At 62.4% G+C, this 21,355-nt stretch carries 17 protein-coding genes and 2 pseudogenes; 9 read left to right on the plus strand and 10 right to left on the minus strand.

Annotated elements, in window-relative coordinates; genetic code table 11:
• Positions 1 to 12 precede the first annotated feature (12 nt).
• Genes S58_RS35235 through S58_RS35245 form a run of 3 tightly spaced genes read right to left on the minus strand, consistent with a single transcriptional unit; the run spans position 13 to position 2,240 of the window.
• Positions 13 to 1,380, minus strand: coding sequence for an exonuclease domain-containing protein (locus tag S58_RS35235; RefSeq protein ID WP_015670226.1), 1,368 nt, complete (start codon positions 1,378 to 1,380; stop codon positions 13 to 15).
• Positions 1,381 to 1,392: 12 nt separating this feature from the next.
• Positions 1,393 to 1,908, minus strand: a complete 516-nt coding sequence (locus S58_RS35240) for an ImmA/IrrE family metallo-endopeptidase (RefSeq protein ID WP_015670227.1) — start codon at positions 1,906 to 1,908, stop codon at positions 1,393 to 1,395.
• Between the two features lie 2 nt (positions 1,909 to 1,910).
• Complete coding sequence (locus tag S58_RS35245) at positions 1,911 to 2,240, minus strand: helix-turn-helix domain-containing protein (protein WP_052351236.1); 330 nt, start codon at positions 2,238 to 2,240, stop codon at positions 1,911 to 1,913.
• A gap of 194 nt (positions 2,241 to 2,434) precedes the next feature.
• Here S58_RS35245 and S58_RS35250 point away from each other — a divergent pair, with 194 nt between their 5' ends.
• The 6 genes from S58_RS35250 (at position 2,435) to S58_RS35275 (ending at position 9,038) form a co-directional block, all read left to right on the plus strand.
• A complete protein-coding gene (locus S58_RS35250) occupies positions 2,435 to 3,610 on the plus strand; it encodes an adenylate/guanylate cyclase domain-containing protein (protein WP_015670229.1) in 1,176 nt (391 codons plus the stop codon).
• Between the two features lie 85 nt (positions 3,611 to 3,695).
• Positions 3,696 to 5,102: an adenylate/guanylate cyclase domain-containing protein gene (locus S58_RS35255; protein WP_244440686.1), complete on the plus strand. Its 1,407-nt coding sequence runs from the start codon at positions 3,696 to 3,698 to the stop codon at positions 5,100 to 5,102.
• 9 nt (positions 5,103 to 5,111) lie between these two features.
• Positions 5,112 to 5,879, plus strand: coding sequence for an E2 domain-containing protein (locus S58_RS35260; protein ID WP_015670231.1), 768 nt, complete (start codon positions 5,112 to 5,114; stop codon positions 5,877 to 5,879).
• A complete protein-coding gene (locus S58_RS35265) occupies positions 5,876 to 7,087 on the plus strand; it encodes a hypothetical protein (protein WP_015670232.1) in 1,212 nt (403 codons plus the stop codon). The genes S58_RS35260 and S58_RS35265 overlap by 4 nt, the downstream gene beginning before the upstream one ends.
• Positions 7,084 to 8,217, plus strand: coding sequence for a DUF2235 domain-containing protein (locus S58_RS35270; RefSeq protein ID WP_015670233.1), 1,134 nt, complete (start codon positions 7,084 to 7,086; stop codon positions 8,215 to 8,217). Before S58_RS35265 ends, S58_RS35270 begins: the two co-directional genes overlap by 4 nt.
• 50 nt (positions 8,218 to 8,267) lie before the next feature.
• On the plus strand, positions 8,268 to 9,038 hold the full coding sequence (locus S58_RS35275; RefSeq protein WP_015670234.1) for a hypothetical protein: 771 nt from the start codon (positions 8,268 to 8,270) through the stop codon (positions 9,036 to 9,038).
• A 262-nt stretch (positions 9,039 to 9,300) separates the two neighbouring features.
• Here the strand turns inward: S58_RS35275 and S58_RS35280 are convergent, their stop codons facing one another.
• The 6 genes from S58_RS35280 to S58_RS35305 form a co-directional block, all read right to left on the minus strand.
• Positions 9,301 to 10,671: a tyrosine-type recombinase/integrase gene (locus S58_RS35280; protein WP_015670235.1), complete on the minus strand. Its 1,371-nt coding sequence runs from the start codon at positions 10,669 to 10,671 to the stop codon at positions 9,301 to 9,303.
• A gap of 402 nt (positions 10,672 to 11,073) precedes the next feature.
• Positions 11,074 to 12,768 (minus strand): hypothetical protein, encoded by a 1,695-nt coding sequence (locus S58_RS35285; protein WP_144058448.1) that lies wholly within the window; start codon positions 12,766 to 12,768, stop codon positions 11,074 to 11,076.
• A gap of 125 nt (positions 12,769 to 12,893) precedes the next feature.
• Positions 12,894 to 13,115 (minus strand): hypothetical protein, encoded by a 222-nt coding sequence (locus tag S58_RS35290; protein WP_042340442.1) that lies wholly within the window; start codon positions 13,113 to 13,115, stop codon positions 12,894 to 12,896.
• Between the two features lie 154 nt (positions 13,116 to 13,269).
• On the minus strand, positions 13,270 to 15,654 hold the full coding sequence (locus S58_RS38035) for a S8 family serine peptidase (RefSeq protein ID WP_015670238.1): 2,385 nt from the start codon (positions 15,652 to 15,654) through the stop codon (positions 13,270 to 13,272).
• The gene (locus S58_RS35300; protein ID WP_015670239.1) at positions 15,651 to 16,769 is read right to left on the minus strand and encodes a phosphatase PAP2 family protein; all 1,119 of its coding nucleotides are present in this window, start codon (positions 16,767 to 16,769) and stop codon (positions 15,651 to 15,653) included. The genes S58_RS38035 and S58_RS35300 overlap by 4 nt, the downstream gene beginning before the upstream one ends.
• A 20-nt stretch (positions 16,770 to 16,789) precedes the next feature.
• On the minus strand, positions 16,790 to 18,436 hold the full coding sequence (locus tag S58_RS35305; RefSeq protein ID WP_015670240.1) for a hypothetical protein: 1,647 nt from the start codon (positions 18,434 to 18,436) through the stop codon (positions 16,790 to 16,792).
• A gap of 133 nt (positions 18,437 to 18,569) precedes the next feature.
• On the opposite strand from S58_RS35305, the gene S58_RS38045 reads away from it, so the two are divergent.
• From S58_RS38045 to S58_RS39265, 3 genes and pseudogenes are all read left to right on the plus strand, one after another.
• The gene (locus tag S58_RS38045; protein ID WP_144058451.1) at positions 18,570 to 18,794 is read left to right on the plus strand and encodes a hypothetical protein; all 225 of its coding nucleotides are present in this window, start codon (positions 18,570 to 18,572) and stop codon (positions 18,792 to 18,794) included.
• Positions 18,795 to 19,093: 299 nt separating this feature from the next.
• Entirely contained in the window at positions 19,094 to 20,698 is a 1,605-nt protein-coding gene (locus tag S58_RS35315) for a S53 family peptidase (RefSeq protein WP_015670242.1), read from the plus strand.
• Between the two features lie 209 nt (positions 20,699 to 20,907).
• Positions 20,908 to 20,988 (plus strand): annotated as a pseudogene (locus S58_RS39265) (DUF3833 family protein); the annotation flags it as partial.
• Here the strand turns inward: S58_RS39265 and S58_RS39405 are convergent.
• Positions 20,985 to 21,275 (minus strand): annotated as a pseudogene (locus S58_RS39405) (methyl-accepting chemotaxis protein); the annotation flags it as partial. The pseudogenes S58_RS39265 and S58_RS39405 overlap by 4 nt on opposite strands.
• Positions 21,276 to 21,355: the final 80 nt, after the last annotated feature.

The raw sequence follows: 21,355 nt of genomic DNA on the forward strand, positions 1-21,355 counted from the left end.
GCGCGCGGGGCTCTACTGCAGATCGCGAAACGCCAGCTTGAACGCCTCTGACGCCTCGTCGCCCATGGCGTCGAGCTCGGCCTGCGCCTGGGCGATGGTCGTCCACGGCGGAAAGACGTGCTTACCTTCTCCGCGACGCCTGAGCGAGATGTCCTCCGCGATAGCACGGCGATCCGCTTCCTCGAGAAGGTGCGGGCTTTCATAGTATATCAGCCGGCGCGCGAGCCGCTTGAGGCGTCGGTCGTCGAACCGAGCCACGAATTCCGTTCTTACCTCCCAAGGGCTGGCGTGGAACCGCCGACACAGCTCGAGATCGGCGTCGGAAAAGAAGTTGCCCCCGTAGATTTGTAATTCAACGTGCTCCGAAGGGGCGAACACCGGCTCATGGGAAGCGGCAGCCCGCGTAAGTGCTGACATGAACCCCTCGTCGGCACGCACCGATGATGCGCGTCGCGTTAGTTCATCCTCCGTTAGATCCAGGAAGCGGTCGGCGTCTATGTCCCATAGCGGATACAGCAGCGGAGAGGAATTGATCTTGAGTCGTCGGATCGGCTTCGGCTCCTGCGCCAGTCTTTCCGTGAGTGCTGCGTCGTTGAGCCTACGCAGGCCGTCGATGTCGCACTCAAGATCGAGGCAATAGTGGGCGTTAGCGTCGTTCGGGCTCACTCCCACCCCGGTCAGAAAGTGCATGACCCGCGGCGTGCCGAAGAAATCGAAATAAGCGAACGCTTCTTCGTCGCGCACGAGATCGGCCACCGCCGCCTTCGACGAGTAGCGGAGAAAGGCCGACCAAAGCGCGGGTGCGCCGTCGCGGACAAGCCGACACAAGCCGAGCATGGCATCAACATCCGCCTCAGCATCGTGAGCACGCCCCTGAGCGACGCCATTCGTGGCCGCGAGCGGACCCAAACGATGACTGAGACGCCCGTCGATTTCTATACCGGGACGAATGACCGTCGGGTACAGAGTCGTGGCCGCCCTCATGAGATTAAGGACATCGGCCCGCGCGTTGCCGTTGGTATTGGTAAGGAAGACAGGATGAAGGCATTGGTAGAACGCCTGCCGCAGAAATTCCTCGTCGAAGCGGATCGAATTAAAGCCTAGGAATGTTGCCGGACACCACGACGCAAACGTGTTCGCGATCTCGCAGACCATGGAATAGTGAGACGGACGCGACGCGCTGTTCGCGTCGTCAATCGTCAAGCCGGTGATGTGCAGCGCCATCGGCGACGGAATGACGTGCGGCATCAACCGCGACCGCGTCTCGAATCTGCCGGTCTCGACGAGATCAGCATCGGTCCTGACCGCCGCGAACTGGAGTATCTGGTCGAAGCGCCTGTTGAGACCCGAGGTTTCGACATCGTATAGAACGAAAGCCATGTCGTTCCGCCATCAGACGCGCTGAAGCCGGTACTGCAGCGCCATCAAACTGACCTTGAATCGTTTCGCCAGAGCGAGCAAACGGTCGTCGTCGAGGTCGACCATCCGATCGTCGAGTGCACCTGCAAGAAGTTTTTTTGGCATCAGGAGCTCGGCGGCGAATGCATTCGCCTCCCGCTCTAGCGGGTCGGTCCCCTCCTGGGACACGAGGTCCCTTCTCAGCGAATTGACGGATCCCTGATCCACGTGGACTCCCGCCTGCAGATGGGCACGATGGAGACAGATGTGCGCCAGCTCGTGCGCGAGGGTATAGCGCTGACGGTTAGGGTGATGGTTGGAATTGATGCCAATGATCTCGGCCCCTTCCTTGAGAAAGGCCATTCCTGAAAGCTCATCGTCGAACGGCGCGTACCGCACGATGACCCCAAGCTGCTTTGCGATCCGCTCCACCGGGACGGGGGGAGCCTTGATACCGAAACGCTCGACGAGCTCTGCGGCCCGAGCTCTCGCTGCCGCGATGTCAGCCATTGTCAGGGCCTGACTGGCGCGCGCCGAACGAATTGTTCAGCCTGTGCTCTCAGATCATCTCTCATGCCGGCTTCCGCGAACACCACCGGCTCATCTGGCACGGACATCGAGAAGCGCGGCGGGGCAAGATCGAGTATCGAATCCACCTGGAGTACCTCTGCGATCTTGTAGATCTGATGCAACATTATCTTCTGACGTCCCTTCTCGATATTGGCGAGAGATGCGCGCGTCAGACCTATGTGTTCGGCCACTTCGACCTGCTTCAGCCGAAGGTGTTTCCGCCGAGCCGCGATGCGCGAACCTATCAACCGATAAATTTCCAAATCACTCATGCACACGAGAGAAGCGGAAATCAGTCATCGCGTCAACATCACAAACAAAAAAGATTGTATTGCAAACATCTATTATGATTTGTTTTGTAAAACTTGACACAACCACACAATCCGGTCACCTTTTCGGAACCTGTCGGCCGCGAGTCGGGCGGTTCCTTCGACAGCCAGTGCAACCCAGACAGGGGGCAAGTGTGATGGAGCTGAATGAACGCAAGCCGCGGAACCACAAAGCCGGCCTGGCGCCGGCCCACGGATACGCAGCCTTTCCGAAGGAGGTCGAAGACGCTCTTCATCTCTTTCTCGAGCAATTCTGCCCGGATCCGGAGGCGATCCAGGATGCACTGAATCGTACCTGCCTCGGCACCGTGCACGACTTCCTGCCTGGTGAATCGATCTGCAAGCGCGGCGGGCGGGTCCAGGGCTGTTGGCTAATAGTCAGCGGTCACGTCGAGGTTCGCGCAGACGAGCAGATCATCGTCATCCGCGGCCCCGGCGAACTGTTTGGCGAGCAGGGACTCGTTCATATGCTTTCGGGCAAGGACGGCACTCGGACCGCGGACGTACGGGCGATCGGCTCGGTCAAGCTGCTTTGCATCGACGCCTCGCTCCAGGAGCGCCTGGAAGACCGCGAGAAGGTTGTCTGGACGCTTACATTGGCCCGTGTCATCAATGACAAGCTTGAGCAGGCGACCCAGGCGCGCTCAGAATTGCGCGGCATAGCCGCCCAGCGCGAACTGCTTCTCCGCCGGTTCTGCGACGGCGACGCCCTCGGCCTCGTGAAGATAGCGACCTGCGGCGAACGGCCATCCATTCAGAACCGCCGCGCAATTGTTCTATTCAGCGACATCGCCGGCTTCAGCGTCTGGGCCGCGTCCAAGACTACAGATGAGGTTGGCCGTCACCTCGGCGCACTCGCCGGCATCCAGATCAACGCGGTGCGCGACTGCGGCGGTCAGATCGACAAGCTGATGGGCGATGGAGCCATGGCCTACTGGTTCGTCGACTCCGGCGACCGCGAAAAGTGTGAGCCGGCAGCTGTGCTCACCTGCGTGCTGAAGATCGCATCGGAATGCAAGGCCTACTTCGAGAAGCACGGTCTACCATTGGGCCTGCGCATGGGTCTGCACGTCGGGGATGTCTCCTTCGGCGACTTCGGCGCAGAGAACCGGATCGCGGTGACGCTGCTCGGCGCCGCCGTCAACACCGCTGCTAGGTACGAACAGGCGAAGTCCGCCGAGCTCGGCGAAATTAGGATCAGCCCGGCCCTGCACGACCTGATGATCCGGTCTGGAGCAAACCCCGACACCTTCCGGGGCCCGACGAAGGTGGAAGTGAAGCACGGCGTCGCACTCGACGTCTTTTCCATCTGAGGAGACAGCGATGTCCTGGAATGCAGACCGCGCCAAATTGAGAATCGGTGAGCACCTCAAGACGGTGCCCGAAGTGGACCGCAAAGTGGCGCTCGACAGCGCCACTCTGGCGAAGCGTGGGCTGTTGAGCCGCATGCCGCTCAGCGAGGCCTTTGTGGTCGAAGGCGCGCACCTCTACGGCCAGCTTCTAGATTTCGAAGATTTGGTGGCTGATGAAGGCCAGGAGACCGAGTCGGCGCACCGCCGCCTGCTGCGCTTCCTGAACATGCACTACCGGGTGTGGGACTCCATCGTCGATGGCGATGACGGCGATCGGGTCGACTATCACGGCGCTCGGCTTCACGCCGTTGTAACCTCCCCCGTCGGGGATCCCGCGGCCCAGATCGAGCGGGCCGTCGCGCTCGCCCGCAAGCTCACCGAAGCGGCGCGCAAGGTCGGCAGCGCGCACGGTTTTCCCTCGCGCATTCGTTTCGGTATCGATCATGGCAAGTGCGTTGCCATGACCACCGGCCGCGGCGCCCATGAGAAGGACACTCTGTTCCTGGGGCGCCCCGCCAACCACGCGGCGAAGCTCGTCGCATCCGGTTCCGAACAGGGCATCTTCCTGACCGACACGGCGCAGAATCGCGTGGGCGCCGGTGCCGTCCGCAAGCACGCCGGAAAAATGACGCTCGATGAAGCTTATGTGCAGATCGCGGCAAGAAAATATCCATTCGAAAAGCTCGACCGGACCGCGACGGAGATCGCGCTCGATCCCTCGGACCCGATGTTCCGCTTCAAGCGCCCTACACTGCCGCTATCCACCGTCAAGTTCAGCGAGCTCTCGCCGGCGAACTCGATCCGTATGGGCATGGCCTCGATCTTTGCGGACATCGACGGCTTCACCAATTTCGTCGACCAGTCGATCCTAGGGGGCTCCGAGAAGATCCGTGAGGCCGTCAAGATCGTTCACGTTATTCGCGAGGAGCTCAACTCCGTCCTGAAGGAGGATTTCGGCGGCAAGCGCGTGCGCTTCATCGGCGATTGCATCCATGGCTGCGTGGCCGAAGGCGAACGTGTCGACGATGCGGCCAAGAGCGTGCGTGAGGCAGCGCTGTGCGCCTCAGCGATGCGGTCCTCATTCGACCTGTGCCTGGAGATTGTTCGTTCCGACGCTGCGATCGATCTCGCGGTCGGAATCGAGTACGGCCCGACGCCGATGACCCGGCTCGGCCACCGCGGCGACGACAGCGTGCGCTGCGCCGCCAGCCGCGCTACCATCGAAGCCGAGCGGACGCAGCAAGCCATTGAGCACGGCGGCGTGCGCCTGGGTGCGGTGGCGGCCGCGATCGCCGATCCGGCAGTCCGCAAGCACTTCTCAGCCGGCCAGCTGATGTCGTTCGACTCTGCCTCGGACCTGCTTTGGACGGCGCAGGCACCGGCGGTGCAAATCCTCCGCAGCGAGCCGGCGGCACGCTCTCATGCGGCGCCGCGCAAGTCGTCGCGGCGATGACGGCCGGTCATGTCGCTCTCCGCGCTCGCAGCCTCCTGTCCAACCTGGGCCGAATTCCGGTTCATCGACGCGCGCGAGGCGGCGGTGGACTTGGTCGCAGTGCGCACCAGCAAGACGTTCACCAGGCTCTTCGAGCTTAGGCTCCTCCACCTGGGCGACTCGGTCACCGTGTCCGAGCGCGAGATCGGCGGCACGCTGCCTGCTTGTTGCCCTGAGCGGCACATTAATCCGGACGGCTCCTTCTGCACCGGGCTTCGTGCGGGTGAAGGCATCACGGCCGAGACGGCCCCGGCGTGGTGGGACAAGCTGCATGCCTTCGCGCTCTGCCAGGAGACCGCTGCGGAAACTGGCTTCTGGCCCAGCGAAGCGCAGCTTTCCCACGGCTACGCTGGCGAGGTAGAGCTCGCAGCGGAGAACGCGGCCGACCAGCTCGGCCTGCGTGCCATTTATCGCGAGGCCGTGGCGTTCGACACCGGGCTCATCGCGTCCGGCTTAAACAAGATCGACGCGAAGACCGGAAAATTGAGAAACGGGCGCAGCGCTTGCGTCTGCGGCCGCACCGACCGACGCGGACGCATCCTGTTGCGGCGAGACTGTCACCGGGTCGGGCTCGGTTGTCCGATCGCGCTCGAGCACCAGCGGCGTGTCATGGTCGCGCGATACTGGCGCGGCCTGCGTGGCCAGGTGATCTGTTGCGGTACGATGCGGGAATGCCCGCTGAGGGAGACCAGTGATGGCGCCGGTTCCGCTACCGCCGCACAAGGAAAGACGACGTGACCGTCTTCTCAACTCTCACCGCAACCGAGGCCATGTCCACGGCCGAGGCCATCGAAACGCTCCGACCGTTGTCGTGGGCGGTCGCCTTGGTCGCGCGCGCCGGCGAGCGCGGGGGCCTGTCCACCAAGAACATGTCGACATTATTCGAGGTCCGCTTCGGGCGCGCGCTGCATGACTGCGGGATCACGCCGATCTACGAACACGCCACGGGCGTCGGCGAAACCAGCGTCGATTTTGCCTTCGACGGTTGGAACATCGAACTCCTGTCGTTCGACGAATCCGACGCGGCGAAGGCGGCGACCTGGGAAAACGGAGCCTTCTTTGGCAGAATGCTGACGTCCCCAGAGCCGCCTACAACCGACGAGGCGTCGCTAGACGAGGGCGAGCGGCGGCGGCGAAGCGAGGCGAGAAAGCAGAGCCTCGAAGGCGAGACGCTGAAGGCCATCGAGAGGATCGTCGGCAAGGCACAGAACGGCGGTCAGCCGTCCAAATTTCCTGTACCCGACGGCAAGTCTAGGTCGATGCTGGTCGTCGACGCCCGCGCCGCGGGGAAACCCGATCGCATCGATTGCCGCCAGATCGCCTATGGTATCGATGCCGTCCCGGAATGGGCCGGGTACCGATGGATCGGCGACGACGGCAAGGAGTTTCCGATCATCGGCACCTTCGACACGCGCAATCGGATGCGCGGAGCCCGGCATTTCCGCGAACGGGTCCATTTCCTGGGCATCGTCTCCGAAGAAACGTTCGAGCGCGAAGAGCTTCAGTATTTCATCCGATTCTACCACAACCCCGCGCTCTTCGCCTCGGAGGGCGACGCACTATCGATCCTGCAGACCTTCCCCCTGTTTCAGCCGAAAAAGACACGCGCCCGCCGCCCGGATCTCTTTCTGCACGAAGTATTCGAGGTGCACGACACCATCGTGCAATTCGGTATCGTAGCCGAAAGTGCGACGGTGATTTGCCGTGCGCACCGCGACATCTTGGAGGACATCGAAAAGCGGGGACTTCCGCCGGGATCGCGACAGATGACCGAAGCATTCCATTGGCACGAAATTCTGCTGCGCCGCTTGGCACTAGAGAAGGCCACAAAGGGTCTGATCGAGCGCGACGGCACGATCTTTCTCGGGCCGAAGGATCTCGATCTGGTCGAACATCGCGACGGCCGGCCGCTGTTGCAGCGTACGAGGGCAAGGAGGCGCCTATGAAACGGCTCGCGATCTTCCTGGACGGTACCTGGAATACGCTGAACAACAACACAAACGTCTGGAGGTTGAAGTCCCTTACCGCCGAGACCGCCGACCAGCGCGTGTACTATTCGCAAGGAGTCGGGACACGGCGCGGCGAATCGGCGCGCGGCGGCATCACGGGGTGGGGCATCGACAGCGAGATCATCGAGGCCTACACGTGGCTCATCCAGAATTTCGACGACGGCGATGAGATCTTCATCTTCGGCTTTAGTCGTGGAGCCTATACGGCGCGCAGCCTGTCGGGACTGATCTCCAAATGCGGCGTACTCAGGCTAGGCGCGCCGCTGTCGATCGAGCAGCTCTACACGCGGTATCGCATCTACGATGCCCCGACCATCAGGTCGCTGCGGGGTAAGTCGCTGCCGGACGATGCATCGCTCGAGGATCGCTGGCTTTCGACCTATTCGCGACCGACCAAGATCAAGTTTGTCGGCGTATGGGACACGGTCGGCTCGCTCGGCCTACCGGTATGGAGCATGGCGGCCAAGGTACGCAAATATCGGTTCCTCGACACGCATTTGCGGCTCGACAACGAGTATGCCTTTCACGCTCTGGCACTGGACGAGCACCGGAGAAATTTCGAGCCGACGTTCTGGACCAGGACCGACCGGGTCGGGCATGAAGGAGCAGCCGAACGGCAGATCGACAAGGTCGAGCAGCGTTGGTTCGTCGGGGCCCATGCCAACGTCGGCGGCGGCTATGCCAGCGATCCGCTGGCGCAAAAGCCACTGAAGTGGCTGATGGAAAAGGCGACCGGCCGGGGACTCGTCTTCCGCAATGAGGTCTTGCTCGATATCTCGCAGGTCGCGCCGCCCGTCACGGATTCCTATCGAGACTTCGCTTGGGGTCTTTACCGCTTTGCCTCGCGACCTTTCTACCGGCCCGTCGGCTTGCCGCCGGAAAAAGGAACGCAGGCCACCACCTCGCGCATCAACGAGACCATCGACGGTTCGGTCTTCGACCGCTGGCGCGCCGACGCGACCTATCGTCCGCCGAACCTCGTCGAGTGGGCGCGGAAGATGAGGATCGATCCAGCCGAGCTGGCCGGCGCGGTCATGGCTTCCGATCCAAAGGTTATCGTAGCGTGACTAGCACGTCGTCTACATCGCCGCCGGTCGCAACGCCGAGGGACGCCCCGATGCTCGACATCCTGCGGATGGATGTGGGCAAGGACCTGCTGCATAAGATGGCAAAGGAGGAGCGGTGCCTCTTTCTCGCGCTCGGCCACGCCTCGAACCAAGTGAACGCGCTTTGGAAACTGGTGATCGTCCTGACCAACGGCGACGAGGCCGATCCGGTCAAGCAGAGACTCGAGGGCGCACAAACGCAGATCTTTGTGAGATTTACGATTGGCGCGATGCAGGAGGCATGGCGCTTGGTCGAAGGGCGATTCCTAAAGAGGCCGCTGGGTCGAGAATACCTTCCGTTGCTGGACGCCCCGGCGGCCGCTGCGCTGGAGCGGCTCAAGAAGCGGTTCGGGAAGCTCAACCGGCTCGCCGTGATACGCAACAACTATGCGTTTCATCACCCCGAGACCGACGAGGTCGACGCGGCCTTCCAAAAGGCGGCGGCAGAGCCAGACAGCGAGGACGCTGATTGGGCCGTTTACTTCAATAAAGCGGTGCTGAATACGTTCTTCTTCGTCTCGGATTTCGTGCTGGTCCACGGCATGGCTAATGCCCTCGCCGAGGCCGATGTCAACGAGGCGAACCGGCAACTACTTGGCGAGATGGCCCCCGTTGCGCACGATCTTTCGGAGTTCACCTTCGGCTTTGCTCTGGCAATCCTCAAGCGTTATGTCGGCGACGAGTTGACGATGAAGCTGGTGGCTCAGGTCAAAGGGGCCCCGGACATTGACGATTTAAGACTTCCGTTCTTGGTCCAGACACCTGGCCTTCGAAACGGCTGAGCGGGATCAATCGGCCAGATCGGTGCTTCCAGAGCCCTGGTCCAGTGGCTCGCAATGGCGCCGTCGCGGCAAATCGTATCGCCCAAAACAGACCGTCGGCGCGCGTCGTGCGAAATATTTCCTCAGACTAACACCCTGACTAAAATCGAAACTTGGTCTGGGCCCATTTTCGAGCACTCTCGAGATCAACTGCACTGGAGTAATTTAGATGGCGCGCCCGAAACGATTCGAACGTCCGAGCCTCAGATTCGCTATCTGCGAGTCACAGGGATTGCTCAGCGGCGATGCTATCCGAATCTTGAACCTCGGCGGCCCCCTCACCAACAGCTCGGGCTAAGAAGCGAGCCAACGCTGCTTTGCGCGAATCGCGATCGAGTGCGTAGGCAGTCTGCTTGAATTTTACTCCGTCGAGAAGTCCTTGAATGTAGCATGAAACTGTGTCGGCCGCCATGATGAGCGCGGTGTCGAGTGTGTGGATGTACTTGCTGGTGACGGAGCCCTTCGAATGACCAACCAGCGCTGCGATCGTAACCTCGGTGAAGCCGAGATCATTCGCGATGCTAGCAAAGCTGTGACGCAGCACGTGAGGCGTGAAGTTTAAAAGCGAAGATTTGCTGAACAACTGTTCCCAGTGGTTTGGGAAGCTGCCGAATGCGTTATCATCCCTGTATCCAGGGAAAACGTAAGAGCCGACTTTCTTCCTCTTTCGGGCGTCCATGAATTCCACCACAGGAAGCCCAATCGGTCGGATTGAGGCACCCTCCTTGCTGTCCGCTAGACGCAGACAGCTCGACTCGGTATCCACTTCCGACCACCTGAGGCCGATAATTTCACTGCGACGGCAGCCGGTCAGCGCGATCTGGCGAATGATGTCGACCGTTATGGCGTACTTTTCGTCCTTTGCTGCTTCCTCCAGCATCTCGCCCAGCGTCCGGTACTCGGCCTCCGTGAGCCGACGATTGCGGACATTGTCCTTCGGCTTGCGAATGCCGTGGGCTGGATTGTGCTCGATGATCCCGGCCTCGACCGCATAGGTGAGAATGCCCCCGAGGAGACCGACGGTTCGCGTTGCCGTGCCGACGCCGCCACGTACATTGGCCCTGCCACGAAGCTTCTTGGTCTTGACGCTGGCACGGGTCTTCCCGGCCATGATGTCCTTCAGGACCTTGTTGACGTCTGCTTTGACGAGATCCTTGACGCGGCGCGTGCCAATCAACGGAATGATGTGGCGATTGATGCGTCCAGTGTCCGTCACCAACGTTGTCGACTTCTTCGGGCGTCCGCCCTTGCCTAGAATAAGGCCCTCTTCATAGTCTTTGAGGTAGAGTTCGCAGAGCTCCTTGACCGTGACCGCCTTATGATCGAGCTGCCGCTCCTCGGCCGGGTTGTCGCCTTGTGCCACCCGCCCCAGCTGAATCTTGGCTTCCTTACGGGCAAGCTCAGGCGTCCAAACACCGTGAACCCCGATGCTATAGCGGCGAGAGCGGCCCGCTGAACGGTATTGAATTAGGTAGCTGCGCTTGCCCGACTTGAAGACGCGCAGGCCAAAGCCAGGGAGTTCGTCATCCCAGATCACGTAGTCCGTGCTTTGAGGTTCGGCGCCTTCGACAACGCGTTTACTGAGCTTAGGCATGGATTTTCTCTCCTCCGAAGCCCGTCTTCCGCGTAAGCACCACGTAAGCACTTGGAGGAAAACCGGCGCGTGTCGCAGGATACGGCCGGCGGAGGCTCATTCCAGATTCGACAATGATTAGAGTGGGATATCGTAGAATTGGATGTCCTGGCGTTTTCTCGCGCAGCACAACTTAAAATGCTCCGAAGGCAAAGGTCACACGTTCGAATCGTGTCGGGTGCGCCATGCCGATGGAACCGGCGAACGCCACGACAGCCGGCGATTGTTGCTGGAGCCGGGCACGTTGATGCGCGGGGCAGCCAAGGATGGAATGGTCTGCAGGCCCCCCCTGCCAAGCCGCGTGATCCGGCCCATTCGAGCGGATCACACGCCATGACGCTGCACGTGATTTGCGTTGCTGGTCTATACAACAATCCGCTCTTGCGGATTGTTCAGAAGGCCAACCGCGTCGTCGTATCCATCAACCCCTTCGCAGGCTGCAGCGCGCGGTGTGCGGCCCCCTAGCTGCACAAATGCCCCTTCGAGCCATTGCTGCGCAGCCTTGGCATCACCGAAATTCGAACGAGCGACCTCCTCCAGCTTATGTACGCGCGCGATGCGCACCTCGGCCAACGGATCGTGCGGATCCTGCTGCACACCTGCCGGAATGTACCAGCCGAGGGAGCCACCAATCACCGCACCGAACAACGTCACGAGGATGACGAGATCGTAGCCGGTACGCGGATCGTCCCCGACGAGGGCGAACCAGGCACTGCAGGCAAGCAGACCAAAAAACGCGGTGGCGCACGCCTGCAGGGTGATCTCGAGCCAGCGCGGTGGCCTGCGGTGCAGCTCGACATTGTCGAGCGCGAACGCATAGAACGCACCGGTCGTCGCCGGCATCATGGCGTAGGCAGCCATGCCCTTCAACAACGCCGGCGTCACGATCTCCTGGTACATCGCGCCCCACGACACGAGAACCGCATAGCCGCCGAACCCGCAGACGATGCCGACCCGGATCAGATTGGCGAGTGGCGAGATCGGGCCGTGCGCGTCCCTGCGATACCATCGCCCTCTCGCGAGCGCGCGTGTCCGCACGCGGTCTGCCAACAGAATGGCAGCGCCATGGGCCGAAACCGCGGAGAGACACCACAGAAACGCGTCGGGCGCCGAGGCCGGAAAATTGCGCGACGCATGCCACCAGCCGCTCAGCCCGGCAGCGGCCATGACCAGAACGAGCACGCTGGCGGCCATGACACCCAGCCCGCCGATGATGAGATTGCCGCGCTCCGACACCGGCTGCTGCGACTCCGCGCACAGGAAGCCGAGCCGGACGAGCGCAAGCGTGACGTCGGCCCCCGGAGCGAGCCCGCGACGCACCGCGCCCGCGAGAAGAATGTGGTACGCGCGCAAGGTCTCGCGGATACGGGCTTGCAGCTGCGCGGCGGAATAGCTCCGGCCCAGCCGCAATTGCGCGCGATATTCGACGACGTCGTCCGCCAGGGTCTGGCGCTCCGTCTCCAGGGTCTGGAGGACGGGATTTCCGAGCAAGCCGACGAGGGTCGCGGACCTGCCGGCGTCGAGTTCGTAGCTCAGCACGCACAGCCGCGCCCAGCCGTATTCGAGCGATCCGCGAGGCCTGGTGAAATCGCCCTGCTCCACCCCCGCCATTGCGGGCAATGCCAGCATCGCACCATCCTGATACGGTGCGAAGTCGAACTCCGCGGCGGCCATCTTGTCGGCGATTGCGAGTGTCGCCGCCGGGATATAGGCGCGCTCGCGCGCGAACTGCCCGAGGTTGCGCTCGATCTGTTCGAGGTAACCGACCCGGCGGATCGCGCCGACCAGGATGAGCGCGATGAGCAGCGGCAGCACGGGAACGAGCGCTGCGGGCGGCGTGAATCCTCCGATCTTGAGCGCTGCCGGACCGAGGACCGACAGCGCCACCAGCGCCACGATCATGGCCGTGACGTAGACGATCATCGCCCGCTTCAGTTCGTCGCGCGAGGCGAGGATTCGCGTGGGAAACTTCGCGACCACATTGTCGGCGCCGCCAATCGGCATCGCGCCGAAATCGTTCATCGCGAAGAGAACGACGATCAGCCCGCCCGTCGCCAACGCCAACATGAACTGCAGGAATCCTGCATCATAGTCGTGGCTGACCTGAACCCAGGTACCGAGCCACTCGAATAGGTTCGCCATGGCTTTCTCCCTTCATGGCATGCGTTGCACTTCACCATGGCTCACCGGCACCCGCCCCGGCTGCTGCAACCGGTCTGCGCGAGCTGGGTGGGCTGTGCAGCCGGCGCAGCCGCGTCCTGCATGGGTCCTGCCGCTTCGCGCGGTGGCGCGGGCGCGATCGGATCGGCGGCCGTGATCGTGTAGGCGAATAGCGCGAGCATCATCAAACGAATCGATGTTGCGGACATAACGATCTCCTCGAGCGTTCGGTTGTCGATGTGCATGGCGCCCGCGCGTGCGGACGCAGCACTATCTTCGTCCTGCACCTGCTCGCTGTCGCGTGAGATAAGTGTGAAAGCGTGGACCTGAATCCGACGTCAAGAAACCAGCGCGTCGGACATTCTGCCGGGACACGTTCAGCTCAAGGTCGGCTGCACGCTAGTCGTGAGGATGCTCTGGTCCGGGCGGGCTTGCGGACGTGTCGTGATCGCACGGGCGCAATTCGATTCCGGGCTGGCGATGGGGTGGCACGAGGACGGTGCCGAGCCTGGCCCTGATCAATTCAGGGTCGGCGTGCGGGCTACACGGGCCGCCCTCGTCCGGCTGCCCTGCCTGTTCGCGAGACCGAGGTACATAGCCGCAGAGCAGGGTGAGGTAATTGGTCGCCTCGGCGCATTTGACGGCGTGGTCGTCGGCCGTGACGAAGGTCTCGACAAGCTGGCGCGCGACGATCGGCGCCGCGGCGCTGGTGCCCTGCACGAAAGATCGTGAACCGCTGCGCACACCGGCCGAGATCGTTCCCGGCAAGGCGCGCGAGCGGTCGGACATCGCCGAGCAACCGACGATCTTCTTGATCCAATCAGGCTTCAGCGTGCCTGCAGCGCTGTAGCGTGCCGGCTGCGCGCAGGCCAGGCTCGAGCCCAGTCCTGCGCCGAGACGGTAGCCTCCGACGACGAGCGACATGCGCCCCGTCGCAAGTCCATTCAGGCTGCCGAAACGTTTGACGCGCGATGTCTTGATGTCCGTCTCGGCGAGATCGCCCTGCGGGGTGAAGCGGGCTTCTTCGTAGATGTCCAGGTCGAAATAGCTCTGCCGGCTGCCGGAGCGAAACGATTCGAAGTCGGTCGAGCGCTGGATCCAGCAATGGATCGGATGGCCGCCCAGCCGGGTTGTGGTGGTACGCCGGATCGTCACGGTCCATCGGCCGGAATCGGCGCCCGGCAGGCGGTCGTCGTGCGGTTCCGTCGGCGCCATCGCGACCAGGACACGCCGGCGTCCCGTCTTGGGATGGCGGTCTTCGGCACCGCCATCCGAAGTGGCGGGTGTCATATCGGCCCGGTCGAAGTCCGCGCTGATCTGTCCAATCACCTGCCCGGCTGGATTCAGCACTGAAAGGACGCGGATCGGATCGCCGAGCAGGCGGGCCGAATGGTGAACCTCAACAGGTAGAGACGTTTGACATTGGTTGGACGAGTCGTCGCGCAAACACGCGATCATGCCGCAGGGGTTCCGCAGCTCGACGGAAAAGGTGAAGGGATCGGGCGAACCGGCGTCCTGATAGAACCACAATTCGAGATAGGCCGGCGTGCGGCCATTGGGCTGAATACGCCACGGCAACATCACCACGTCGTCATGATCGAAATCGTCATCGTGAACCTCCAGGTGCAGGCGATCGAGAAAGGTGTTGCCGGCGGCCAGAACGAGCGCGGTCGGCGCGCGTCGCCGGCGCATCTGGATCAGTTCGTCGATGGCCGCCTCGACCTCGTCGCCACCGTCGTGGCGTCCGCCCGTGCTGCCGTAGCTGAAGTTGATGACCAGGCGCGGATCGGGGACGCCGTACATTGTCTTGATCACGTCGGCGCGATGAAAAATGTAGTGAAATGCCGACAACAAATACATGTCCTTGCCGAATCCCGACGTATCCATGGTCACGCTGTTCGGCAGCTGCACGGCGATGATCCGGACGTGCTCCGGCGGCTCCTCGCCGTGGGCGGCATCGTAGCCGGTGGCGAGATTCATCACATGGGAGCCGTGAGTCGTGTGATGACCGAGCAGGCTGCCGAAATCGCCGGCAGCGCAGGTTGCACCCACGGCGTCGTAGAGATGATCTTCATCATCTCCGAAGCACGCGATGGCCCGATTGATGTCGGCGCGCGTGTACTCACGGCCGAACAACACGCTCGTCTGCCCCTGCCGAACATCGGCGGATTGCAGCCAGCAGAACTCGACCCGCGTATGGGCGCCGTCGGCATCCCGGAAATTGCGATGGGCAAAGGGGATGCCGTCGTCAATGATGGCCACGACGGTGAGCCGTTGGCCGTCGCTCCCAGCACGCAATCCCTGCTCGGGCTCGCAATCGGGATCGGTCGGCTCGCTGAGCTCGGAATGCATGGCGTGAGACGGCACGGGCAACGCCACGCGGAAGCGTGATGTTGGAATGTCGCGCAACTGCGGCCCGTTCGGCAACGTCTGATCCCGCGCCTCCATGGAAGCGCTCCTGAGCAACTCCTCGAGCGCCTGCGGGCTGTCGAGCCGATAGCCCGCAGGGCTCTCGACGACGAACGGCAGGAATTTCGGTCGGTCGGGGGACCCCTTCCACAGAGTAGGCAATCTGGCGACAGCCTTGACCTTGCTGGGGACGTTTTCCGGAGCAGGGATCGGCTCCGCGAACTCCGCAAAGGCCGAAATGTATCGCGAATTGCCGTGCATCGCGGGAAAGGCGTAAGGCCGGCCTACGCCGAAGTTCCAGTATTCGTAGGGACCGAGATAGGCTTGAACCCTTGGCCGATCCGCGAGTCCGTCGTCCTGGCTCGGTTCCATCATTGCGATCCATCGTGCAGGCTGACTTCATCGCTTGCTTTGTGCCACAGGAACGAGAACAGCGGACTCGTGCCGACCGCGAAGCTGCCGGTGCTGGCGACGCCAAACTCAACGTTCTGCTTTTTGACGAACTCCTTTACGAAGAAGTCCTTCGTTCCGACAGCGCGATAGCTGTAGCCCTCCACTTCACGGCCATGGCATTTCGCAAGCACGATCTGACCGATGGCGCGTCCGAGGATGGCGCCAACCCATGTGTCGATGGGATAGTGCACGCCGGCCACGGTGCGGTTCACCGCGATCCGTTCGGCCAGCTTGCTCAGCAGTTCCTGGCGGCGCTCGAAATCCGCCCACTGATCCGCGTTGCGGTGGTATTCCACGAACCCCCGCAGAACTTCCGCCACGGCGAAGGCCTCGGTGGCGTGCGCGCTGGGGAAGCTTCCGTGCGCGGGCGTCGGGATCATGGGCATGACCTTGGCGCCGATGCGGTCCGGGCGACGGCACGCCAGATGGTGCTTGAGAATCATCGCGACATGCGACGCCAACACCTGCGTGATCGCGATCAGCTCGAAAATGTATCGGTTGGGTGCGGCCTGGAGGCCCAGGATCATCGCGAAATACGCTGTCGGAAATCCGACTTGCGTCAAGATCTCCGGGGTTCGATCCGGCCGCTGATCCAGATAGGCGATCATGAAGTCGAGTTGCTTCTCGAAGCATGCCATCGCCGGACGCTGCACATCCAGGAACGTGTTGTGGCCGTACGACAGACAGACCTTTTTTTGATCTTCGTCGACACGCCAATCGATGTCCTTCAGGAAGTCGGTGATGTAGAGCGACCCACGAACCCAGTCGGCCCACAACTCCATGTTCGCAGGGTTCGAGAAGCCGAGCTCCTTCGCTGTCGGCTCGTGATGAGGTCTGGCGACGTGGGTGATGGCTTGCTCGGTGACCTGCAGGCCCTGCGCTAACACGGGATCGTAGACGGCATCAGCGCCGGCGCCGAGGAAGGGACCGAGCCCGCTGAAGTTCGAACCTCCCGCCCCGCCGAAGCCTCCGAACCCGCCGAATCCCCCAAACCCGCCAAATCCTCCGAAGCCGCCGAAACCGCCCAATTGAGACATTGCCGCCCTCCGTGGCGATCCTATGGAATGCCTGAAGAACGCAGAGCCACGGCGACCCTGCGACCGCTTTCGTGATCTCCCGCAGGGTGACCCCGCAGGTAGTTGGCTACGGTGAAATCCGGGTGCCGGCGCAGGATCTCGGAGGCGACGGCACGGGCCTCGGCGCCGCGTTCGAGATAGTGCAGCGCGGCCACCTGGGTTCGTAGTGTCGAAATGTGCCGGTCGTGGCGCCGCAGCGAGCGCTCGGCAAACGCCAGCGACTCCTCATACCGGCCCGCAGCCAACAATGCGCTCGCGCTCAACGACTCGTAGAAATATTGAAAGGGGTCGATCGGGGACAAGCGGCGTGCCTTCTCCGCCGCGCCGACCGCCGCTTCGGGCTCGTCACCGAACGCATGCAGCGCGCCTGTCAGGAGCCAGGCAAGCGACTCATTTGGATTGAGCCGCAGGGCGGCATCATAGCGTTCCCGCGCGACGTCCATGCGTCGCAGCAGGTTGGTATGCGCAAATCCGTCGATGGTCAGCGCGAAGCTGCTCGCGGGATCGATGTCCAGGGCGCGTGCAGTGCAATCCACCGCCCGCCTCGTGTCATTCTTGGGATCCGTACTCCATCCGTTGAACACACTGAGCACATGCCACTTGCCGAACCAGGCGTGCGCTTCGGCAGCATGAGGCGCGCGCCGGAGCGCTTCGTCGATCAGGTCGCGCGACTTCGCGAACGCACGCAACGACGGGCGGTGCATCAGATCGACGCCTGCGAGCAACAAGCGGTGATCCTCTACGTCGGCCAGTCGTCGGCCGTTCACATGGAGGATGGCGTCGTCCGCAATTGCGCGCCCGACCGCGATGACGATCTCGCTGATACCCTCGGCCGATCGGCTGAGGAAGCCCTGAAGCGGCCCGGCAAATTGCCGTGTCCACAGGATGCGTCCTGACGCGGTATCTATGAAGTCGGCATCCAGCACGAGCTCGTTTGAGCCAACGCGTAGCGAGCCCGCCACGCAGTAGTCGACCGCCAGTGCAGCACGGACGTTCGGAATGTCGATCACGCTGAGGTCGAGAGCACGACTGGACCAGTGCGAGATCACCGCAATCAGATTCGACCGTGACAGCGATCGGGATGTCTCCTCAGCCAACCAGTCGCCGAGGACCGCATGTTCGGCCGCGCCGCCGATGGTCCGGAACGGCAGCACCGCAATTGCTGGCAGCAGCGGACGGGGCGGAGGTTGCGATGAAAGGCTATAGAGCGAATAGATCTGTTCCGGATTGAGGCGCATCGCGCCGAGCCAGCGATTGAAGCCCTCTTCGCGGATGTTGATACCTTCGAGGAGCTCGCCGCCGCCGGGCCGGCCGATGAAGGACACGCGCGTGAGATCGAGCGTGATGTCGGAATTCGTACTGATGAGAATTTCCGCAAAACTGTCGCCCACGATCTGCTTGATATCGGACAATGCACGCCGAAGGCTTTGCCGCCCGGTGTCGTAGCAGGCCGTCCCCCAAAGCATGTCCTGCAGAAACGGTCGTGTGCGGCGTCCGAATGGCGCAGTTGCCAGCAGTGCAAAGAGAGCCTTGTGCTTGGCGCCCGTTATCTCGAATCCGTTGGACTGCGAGGAACGGACCACGCAGGCTCCAAATAGGTTGATTTCAATGCGGCTGGTCTTGACCACAAGATCACCGACGTGCCAATTGCAACCTGAAAATGCACGAAGCCTAGCACCGCACGCACGGTGTCTCCAAGTGGTTTCACGCTTATTTCACGCTATCGGCGGCGGCGTCCTGCACTATCCTCCCGCCATGAGCATGCCTGAGGCAGATGGCGAACAGCGCAAGACTCGGCAGAGCGCCTACCTTCCGGCGCGCGATCTGATCGATTTTTATCGTCGTTGGGCTGAATTTCGCGATTCTGCGATGGCGCTGTCGCAACGCGCGGAGCTTTCTCCGGACGAGCGCGAGACTTTGCGCTGGCTGATCCTTCTCGTCGACCGTATCGGCGAACAGGATGTCGGTCCAATGGACCACCAATGAGCAGCCCGAACTGATAAGTTCGGGTTTTGAGAACAGCCCGACGTTTTTTCACACCTAATTCACTCACCGCATCGAATGCCCATGAATACAGTCAGCACGCGGGTTCGATCCGCAGTTGTTTTGTAGCTGGAATGCAGATTGTTTGATGTTCGCCGCCACTGCTGAAGCCATCGGAATTTGATCGACCATTCGGAAACGGCTGCGTCGGCGCGCCGCGCGACATTGCGTATGCAAATCATCGAGCGTCTCGGCACGCCCGCACGGACGTGCCCACGATCCATCTGTAACAGGAGACTGTCATGCCTTCAAATTATGTCGAGATACCCGGAAGTCATCGCGAGTCGCCGAAGGATCTCGCACCGATCGCCGCGGTTCACGCAGCGACCGCCGCGGAGCCGATCGAAATCAGCGTCTATCTGAAGGATCGCGGTACCGATGATCTGCTGAAGCAAGGCGCCATGTCCGGAGCGGAGGCGGCGGCTGCGACAATGGCTGCTGCGAGTCGCGATGTCAGCAATCGGCGCGCCGTCGACTACGCCGACGACTTCACCGCGATCGCGGAGTTCGCCACCGAAACCGGGCTGGCGATCGTCAAGCAGGATCCCGCTCGGCGGCTCATCAAGCTCTCTGGTCCGATCGACAAGATCGAAGCGGCGTTCAGGACCAAGCTGCACTACTACAATGACGGCCAGCAAGGGTTTCGTGCCCGGTCCGGCAGCCTGTCGGCCCCCGCATTCGTTGCCGACAGAGTAGAGGCCGTTCTTGGTCTCGACACCAGGCCGATCGCAAAGCCGAAACTCACGCACCACATCGACCCGCATGCAACGGTCGGACATCTACCGAACGAGATCGCCAAGCTGTACGGATTCCCGAGGACCGCGGGCATGGGCGCCAGCCAGTGCATCGCCATTATCGAGCTCGGCGGCGGCTTCCGGGACAGCGACAACCGGAAGGCATTCAACGCGATGGATCTGATGACGCCCAGAATCACGGCCATCTCGGTATCGGGCGGGCAGAACCAGCCCGGCCGGGATCTCGATGCCGATGGCGAAGTCGCGCTCGACATTCAGGTCGCTGGCGGCGCGGCGCCCGGCGCCAGCCTCGCCGTGTACTTCGCCCCCAACACGGTCCAGGGCTTCGTCGATGCCATCACCCGGGCGGTTCACGATCAGCAGAACCGCCCCTCAGTCATATCGATCAGCTGGGGATCGGCGGAGCGGAAATGGACCGGTCAAGGCCTCGCGGCCATGACCACGGCGCTCAAAGATGCCGCTTTGCTGAATGTGACGGTGCTAGCGGCGGCGGGTGACGACCTCGCGACCGACGGTCTGAGCGACGGTCGTGCGCACACGGATTTTCCAGCCTCTAGTCCGTTCGTGATCGGTTGTGGCGGTACCGTCATAGACACCAACAACGGCAGCATCACCGGCGAGGCCGTCTGGAATCGCAACGGAAAGGGAACGGGTGGCGGCATCAGCGACCGCTTCGAGCTGCCCGGCTACCAGAGCGCTGCGGGCATTCCGAAGTCGGTCAACGATCGGAAGGTCCGTAGGGGAGTGCCCGATATCGCCGGCGACGCCGATCCGCTCAGCGGATTCTCGGTCGTGGTTGGCGGCATCGGCGGCACGATTGGAGGGACCAGCGCGGTCGCGCCGTTGTTCGCCGGCCTTTTTGCGCTGGTCAACGAGGCCTGCGACAAGCCGGCGGGATTCGCGCTTCCGTTGCTGTATGGCAGCGCAGCGGCATTCCGACCGGTCGTTCAGGGTAACAACAAGCATGGAGGAATCGGCTACGACGCCGGCCCCGGCTGGAATGCCTGCACCGGTCTCGGCGTGCCCGACGGCAACAAGCTGCTCGCAGTCTTCAAGCAGGCAGCGGGTGGTCCGGTCTCAGCGGCCGTCTGACGGCTGTGATTGCCGAGGGGGCGTCAGGGCGACGGCCCGCGCGCAAAGGCCGCGCGGGCCGTTGTCCCGTCTCTAAATCTCATGCGGGGTGCGCCGGCCATCGTCGGGGCACGGCGGTCTGGATTCCAATCCGTCAACTTGGAGACTCACCGTGTAGCGACCTATCATCGTGCTATCGGCCGTTCCGGTCTCGGCCACGGCTCGCGTCGGACGGCAAGCCCACGAAGCTCAATTTCGACGACTGGTTTTACCTCATCGAGGATAGCGCTTGTATTGTTTGCGGATCAGCCTCGCTAGTCGACGCCTGCATCGCCGAGACCGGGGCCGAAATCTCCGGTGGCCCTCGCCGTCTAGCTCGCCAGCGCCTTCACTTCCGACGCGACGCCCCCAAAGCCGCGTCCGGCCCCTCCGGCTCGCGCAGTTTCGATCGTCGCATTTAGCGCATGCAGGTCGTCTGCGGCGCAATACTGTGAATCAGCTGCACGACCTCGCCGATCTCCTCGGCGCCGCTCGACAGATGCTGCACAGTCCCGTCAGTTCGCTCGTCGTCGCTGACCGCCTTGCGGGCAACCTCGCTGCAGCTGCACGCGCGGCGAGATCACCGGACAGGCAAGCTTCGCCTTAACGATGTCGAGGCGATATTCGTTGAATTGCGAG

Origin of the sequence: Bradyrhizobium oligotrophicum S58 (genome assembly GCF_000344805.1) — a bacterium.
In the GTDB taxonomy this organism is placed as follows: Bacteria; Pseudomonadota; Alphaproteobacteria; order Rhizobiales; family Xanthobacteraceae; genus Bradyrhizobium; species Bradyrhizobium oligotrophicum.

Excerpts from the sequence above, each read along its gene's own strand:
- S58_RS35235 (WP_015670226.1), bottom strand. The coding sequence starts at position 1,380 with ATGGCTTTCGTTCTATACGATGTCGAAACCTCGGGTCTCAACAGGCGC.
- S58_RS35240 (WP_015670227.1), bottom strand. The coding sequence starts at position 1,908 with ATGGCTGACATCGCGGCAGCGAGAGCTCGGGCCGCAGAGCTCGTCGAG.
- S58_RS35245 (WP_052351236.1), bottom strand. The coding sequence starts at position 2,240 with ATGAGTGATTTGGAAATTTATCGGTTGATAGGTTCGCGCATCGCGGCT.
- S58_RS35250 (WP_015670229.1), top strand. The coding sequence starts at position 2,435 with ATGGAGCTGAATGAACGCAAGCCGCGGAACCACAAAGCCGGCCTGGCG.
- S58_RS35260 (WP_015670231.1), top strand. The coding sequence starts at position 5,112 with ATGTCGCTCTCCGCGCTCGCAGCCTCCTGTCCAACCTGGGCCGAATTC.
- S58_RS35270 (WP_015670233.1), top strand. The coding sequence starts at position 7,084 with ATGAAACGGCTCGCGATCTTCCTGGACGGTACCTGGAATACGCTGAAC.
- S58_RS35275 (WP_015670234.1), top strand. The coding sequence starts at position 8,268 with ATGCTCGACATCCTGCGGATGGATGTGGGCAAGGACCTGCTGCATAAG.
- S58_RS35280 (WP_015670235.1), bottom strand. The coding sequence starts at position 10,671 with ATGCCTAAGCTCAGTAAACGCGTTGTCGAAGGCGCCGAACCTCAAAGC.
- S58_RS35290 (WP_042340442.1), bottom strand. The coding sequence starts at position 13,115 with ATGCACATCGACAACCGAACGCTCGAGGAGATCGTTATGTCCGCAACA.
- S58_RS38035 (WP_015670238.1), bottom strand. The coding sequence starts at position 15,654 with ATGATGGAACCGAGCCAGGACGACGGACTCGCGGATCGGCCAAGGGTT.
- S58_RS35300 (WP_015670239.1), bottom strand. The coding sequence starts at position 16,769 with ATGTCTCAATTGGGCGGTTTCGGCGGCTTCGGAGGATTTGGCGGGTTT.
- S58_RS38045 (WP_144058451.1), top strand. The coding sequence starts at position 18,570 with ATGCCTGAGGCAGATGGCGAACAGCGCAAGACTCGGCAGAGCGCCTAC.
- S58_RS35315 (WP_015670242.1), top strand. The coding sequence starts at position 19,094 with ATGCCTTCAAATTATGTCGAGATACCCGGAAGTCATCGCGAGTCGCCG.